Origin of the sequence: Frankia sp. AiPs1 (assembly GCF_023716945.1) — a bacterium.
GTDB lineage: Bacteria > Actinomycetota > Actinomycetes > Frankiales > Frankiaceae > Frankia.
In genome coordinates this window covers 1-5,734 of sequence record NZ_JAMQQF010000379.1, presented here as the reverse complement: position 1 = coordinate 5,734, position 5,734 = coordinate 1, and the positions used below count along the sequence as shown (strand labels likewise).

Annotated in this window: 2 protein-coding genes and 1 pseudogene; all 3 read right to left on the bottom strand. The window is 75.5% G+C overall.

From position 1 onward, the window contains the following. A pseudogene (locus ND748_RS23360) lies at nt 1-1,375 on the bottom strand (FAD-dependent oxidoreductase); the annotation flags it as partial. A 375-nt stretch (nt 1,376-1,750) separates the two neighbouring features. Then, the gene (locus ND748_RS23355) at nt 1,751-2,536 is read right to left on the bottom strand and encodes a spheroidene monooxygenase (RefSeq protein WP_251748107.1); all 786 of its coding nucleotides are present in this window, start codon (nt 2,534-2,536) and stop codon (nt 1,751-1,753) included. 5 nt (nt 2,537-2,541) lie between these two features. Continuing rightward, a partial coding sequence (locus ND748_RS23350) for a tetratricopeptide repeat protein (RefSeq protein WP_251748106.1) occupies nt 2,542-5,734 on the bottom strand: 3,193 nt, incomplete at its 5' end.

Sequence of the window (5,734 nt, the reverse complement as noted above, 5' to 3'; positions counted from 1 at the left end):
GCCGCCAGCCGCCGTCCGCCGGGGCGCGCTCGAGGATGCCGGCCCGGCCCGCACCCGCCGGCGGCAGGGTCTCGGTCGTCGACAGGTGCCGCGCGTTGGCCCCCCCGAACGTCGTGCCCTGCCGGTCCGGATCGGCGCGATCCGCCGGCGCGGCATCGAGCACCCGGATCCGGCGGTACCCCCGCAGCCGCAGCAGCAGCGCGACGGTGAGTCCGACGATCCCGCCGCCGACGACCACCACGCCGTGGCCGCCCGCGGCGGGATCGTCAGGTGCCGGGTCCTCGGCGACCCGGCAGTCGGTGGCCCGGCCCGCACCGGGCTGATCGAGTGGTGATCCGAGCAGGTCGGCGCCGGTCAGCTCGTCCAGGTCCGCCCGGCCGACCACGGCGAGCATGGCCTGATCCAGATCGTCGTCGCAGGCGTCGGAACGCATCGCCGCGGAGCACAGGGTGAACCCGTCGCGCGGGGCGCCGCCGTCACCGTCGATCCGGGCGGCCAGCAGCGTGCGCACCGGGGCCAGCAGCCGCGGGGCGTTGTCCAGGACGACCGTGAGATCACGCCGGTCGTAGGCGTCGAGCAGGGCACGTTCGGTGAACACCTCGGGCTCGCTGACCGAGACGATTCGTTCGCCCGTGAACGCCTTGAGATCCGGGGCGTCGATCATGTCGACGGTCGCCCACGGCCCGGCGTGGACGAGCGGCACGGCGAGGGCGACCGCGTCGGCGGACTCGAGGACTTCCGCCACGGTGCGGGCGATCCGCACCCGGTCGGCGGGCAGCCGGTGGTGACGCGCCCAGGCGCCGACCGACGCGGGATCGGTGACGAGGGAGGGGGAGTGCACGACCAGGCGCCAGCCCCGCGCGGCGCCGTCCCGGGCCACCCGTCCGTTGATGTTGCCGGCGCCGAGCAGCCCGAGGACGCCCGGGCGCTCCCGAGCGGGCGACGTCGCCCCGCTGCCGGCGGGGCCGAACAGTCGGTCGGTCACGAACCGGGCGACGTGGCGGGCGTTGACCTCCGGGGTGTTGCGCACCTCGATCCCCAGCCGGGCGGCGGCGGCGGTGTCGACGGCGGCCAGCGAGGTGCCGCGGCGGACGAGCAGGAGCTCGCGGTCGGCGTCGGACCGCGCCGAGTCCACGTGAACCGGATCGTCCACGTGAACCGGATCGTCCGCACGGATCGGGCTGTCGGCGGTACCTGGGCTGTCCGTGCGGACCGCAGCGGCCCATCGCCGCAGGGCGGTGGCGTCGACCGCGTTCGCGCCGACGACCAGGGTGTGCGGGCGCAGCTCGGCCAGCGCGTCGGCGAGGTCGGCCGGACGGGCGGCCAGCTCCGGGCGCAGGACCGCGCTGCCGGCCCGGGTGACCAGGTCCGCCACGCGGGCGCCGACCGCCGTGGCGATCAGTATCCGGCGGTGGGGGACGGATCCGTGCGCAACCGGGCGGTGCGGTCCTGGGTCGCGGGGCGTCGCTTCGGGGGGTGCCTGGCCTGCGGACACCTGGGCACGTGCCTGGTCACGGGGCATCGGCATGCGGTTCGCTTCATCCGGTTCGTCGGGCTGGCTCATCCGGTTCGCCGCCGGACCTCCCCACCGTGGCGGACGTCCGTCAACGGGTTGTCAAACCGCCGAACCCGGCGCCGGTCCGGGGCGGCCGGGCAGGCACGGCACCTTCAACGGGCCGTCAACGTCGGAGGGCCTGGCACCGTTGGAGGGCCAAGCACCGTCGGAGGGCCTGGCACCGTGACGGGACCGTCAAGGTCGGGGGGCCGTCAGCGTCGGGTCGGGGAGCAGGGCCAGCAGCGGATCGCGTCCGCCGAGCGTGCCGCGGGAGCCGAGCACCGCGAACCGCGCGAACAGCTCCTCGCTGTACCAACCGACCTCGGGGGTGCGGCGGACGACCTCGCTGTGTGCCGGCCGGCCGTAGGCGAACCGGCGCAGCGATGCCGCGTCCTGCCAGAGGCTGAACGTCCCCTTCAGCCCGATCGGCGCCTCGCCGATCCCGGCGGCGAACAGCAGCCCCCCGGCCTGGGCGAGGTCCGCGACCACCGGCGGGACCGCCCGGCGGAAGGTGAGCGTGTGCCGGGGGGCGACCCGGGCCCGTGTGATCACCGCGACCTTGGTGCCCGCGGCGGTGGCGGTCGGCGCGGCCGCGGCCGTGAAGTCGCCGAACGGTTCCCGCCGCGACCACTGCCCGCGTGAGGACAGCGGGTGCAGGTCGATGCGCCACCGTTCCTCGGCCAGCACCGACCAGGCCCGCACCTGCGCGGACCGCTCGAACGACCGCGCCGCCGACGGCGTCTCCCAGACCGCGACCATCGCCCACTGGCAGGGATCGGCGCCGCGCAGGCCGAGGCTGCTCGCCGAGCCGGTGCCGAGCAGCTTGGCGAACGTCAGCCCGGTGACGTGCCGCAGCGCGGAACGGTCGGCGGCGACCCGCGCCAGGGCGTGGCCGATCCGGCGGCGGGGTACCCGCCAGAAGTCGACGGTCACCAGCAGGGTGGCGGGGTTGGCCGGGTTCATGGGAATCGCCGTTCTCATCACGTTCAACTCCGCACCGAGGACAGTCGCAGCAGGTCGTCGCGGGCGGCCCCGTACTTCTGCGTGAAGGCCGTCGCCACCACCCCGGCGCCGGCGTCGTCGCGCAGCGGAACCACCCGGGCGCGGCCGAGGCCGGACAGCGCGTGCCGACCGTGGCCCGCCACCGTTGCAACCAGGCCGTCCGGGCCGCCGTGGCGCAGCAGGGTGGCCAGCTCCGCGGACGCGACATACACCGCCCCGTCGAGCCGGACGAACTCGGCGCGCACGTCGACCGGGTCGGCGTCCGACCGCAGGACCTGCAACGGCACGCGCAGGTAGTCGTCGAGGGCGGCGCTGCCCGCCGGGCTCCACAGCCGCTCGAAGTGCTGCTCGACGAACTGGACGAGGGTCGAGGAGATCGTCGCCTCGTGCTGGGTCGCGGCGGCCGAGGAGTAGCCGACCGGGAAGCTCGACACGAGCGCGCCCGAGTCCCAGCGGTGGTAGGTCGTCAGCGGCTGCTCGGCGTAGAGCCGTACGGCGAGGCGGGGCCGCAGGACCGGGGTGAGCCGCTCCCGCAGCCCGTCCAGGATCAGCAGGTTCGCCCGGATCTCGGCGGGCACGTCGATCCGGTGCGACAGGTCGGCCGTCCGCGCCGCCGCAGCCGGCGAGTCCGGGTCGAGCAGCAGGATCTGGACGATCGCCCCGGCGTCGATCGCCGTCGCCACCGCGTCGGTGAAGGCGTCCCGGTGCGGCGCGGAGACCAGGTCCGTCCACGTGTTCAGTAACCGCACGCTGCGCCGCGAGGCGGCGACCCGGGCGATGAAGTAGGCCGGTTCGAAGGTTCCGAGCAGCCGGCCGCCGGTGAACTGGGTCGGCTCGGTGGTGACCGGCGCGGTCAGCCGTTCCTCGGCGGCGGCCAGCTCCGGGGAGCCCTGCTGGCGCAGCAGCGTGACGCCCTGCTGCCAGGAACGCCGGGCCGCCGGATGGTCGTCGAGCTGGGCGAGGATGTCACCGCGGCGGACCAGCACGCGCGGCTCCCACAACAGGTCGGGCAGCTCGGCCAGCAGCGGCAGGCTCTCGTTGTAGGCCGCCAGCGCCTGTTCGGGGCGCTCCCGGTAACGGTAGAGATCCCCCAGCCGCCGCTGGGCCTGCGCCGCCAGCGGCACGTTGGCGAGTTCCCGGGCGATCGACAGGCTCATCGTCAGGCAGGTGATGCCGTCGGCGAGCTCCCTGCGGTCGCCGTGGGTCATGGCGAGGGCGACCAGCGTCTCCGCCTCGAGGCGGCGGGCCCCGGTCCGCCGCATCGTCGCCAGGCAGGTCTCGAAGTGGGCCAGCGCCGCGGCGAACTCGCCGCGGCCCCGGCAGGCGTCGGCGAGTCCGCGCACGGCGCGCGCCTCGCCGAGCTCCGCGCCGAACCCGGCGAAGATCTCCCGGGCCCGGGCGAAACGCTCGGTGGCCAGCGCCAGGCGTTCGAGGGCGTCCTCGGTGACCGCCACCGCGGGTTCGCCGTCGGGGTCGGCCCCGGCGGCGTCCAACCGCCAGAACGCCTCCTCGAACGTCAGGACGATCTCCCGCTCCCCGAGGCTGGTGAGCAGCTCGGCCTCGGCGAGGCGGTGCCCCGTGCGGCGGGCGGCGGCCAGGCCCAGGGCATGGGTGCGCGCCCAGTCGCTCCAGTGCGCCGCGAACGCGTAGAACTCCGCGGCGTCGACGGCGAGCAGCCAGGTCGGCTGGTCGAGCCCGGCCGCCTGCGCCTGTTCGACCAGGGCCAGCAGGTTCGAGCGTTCCCCGCCGAACCAGACCAGCGGCCGGCGGACGACCTCGGCGAGATCGGCGCGGGCGAACCGGGCGGCGGCCTGCGCGGCGAAGCCGGCGTCCGGCCCGTCGGCGGACAGGGTCCGGACGCGCCCGGGGCTGAAGGTATCGACCGCCTCACGCAGCATCACCTGATAGGCGTACAGCAGTCGGCTCAGCGCCGCTCGGTGTTCACCGGACAACGTTGGCGGATCGTCGAGTTTCCCAGCGTCGAGGGCGCCGTGCCCGCCGTCGCCGCCGGCGTCGACGCCACCTTCGGGCGTGGCCGCCGGGGACCGACCGTCATGGCCGTACCCCGCCCGCTCCCCGTCCGCGAACCCCGGGTGGGCGCTCGCCGCCGTCGACGCGGGCTGGCCGATCGCCGTCCCGACGCCGGTCTCCCGCTCCCGGGCGAAGACCCGCAGCAGGTCGTGGAACCGGTAGCGCTCCGTGCCGGTCGCGTCGACGCCGCGCCGCTCCAGCAGTTGCGCGTCGGCGAGGCGGTCGACGACGTCCTCGGCCTCGTCCAGATCGACGTCGAGCACGGCCGCGGCGGCCCACGGCGCGAAGTCGTTGACCGCGGGCAGCGACAGCAGCCGGAAGGCACGCTGCTCGTCGGCCGGCCGACCCTCGTAGCTCAGCGAGAAGCTGGCCCGGATCTCCAGGTCGCCGACCTCCAGCCAGGACAGCCGGTCCCGCTCGTTGGCGAGCCGGCCGGCCAGCCGCGCCAGCCGCCAGTGCGGATGCGCGGCCAGCTTGCGCCCGGCGATCTGGATCGCCAGCGGCAGGTATCCGCACAGCCCGACGATGTCGCGCGCCGCCTCCGGTTCGGCCTCGACCCGCGCCGCCCCGACCACCTTGGCCAGCAGCTCCACCGCGTCGCTGGGGATGAGGACGTCGACCATCCAGTACGGCACGGTGAGCCCGTGCAGCCGCGACCGGCTGGTGATGAGCACGGCGCAGCCCGGACTCGTCGGCAGCAGCGGGCGTAGCTGAGCCTCACCCGCCGCGTTGTCCAGAATGATCAGCGCCTTGCGGGTGGCGAGCAGCTCCCGGTACATCTCCGCCAGGTCGTCCGGGTCGGTGGGGACCGCGGCCCGGCTGACCCCGAGCGCCTGGACGAACCGGGCGAGCACCCGCGCCGGCTCCAGCGGCTCGCTGGTGCCGCGCAGGTCCACGTACAGCGCGTCGGTGAAGCCGGGGCGGATGCGATGCGCGATGTGCACGGCCAGGGCCGTCTTGCCGGCGCCCGCCTTGCCGGCGAAGGCCGCCGTGACGGTGCCCCGGGCCAGGGCCACCTGATCGGTGAGCACGGCATGCGCCCGGGCCTGGATGGTGTCCCGCCCGGTGTACTCCGGGGTGTCCGGCGGGAGCTGGTGACCGCCGGCGCCGGTGGGCGTGGCCTGGGCGGGGCGGCCCAGCGAGCGC

Excerpts from the sequence above, each read along its gene's own strand:
- ND748_RS23355 (WP_251748107.1), bottom strand. The coding sequence starts at position 2,536 with ATGAGAACGGCGATTCCCATGAACCCGGCCAACCCCGCCACCCTGCTG.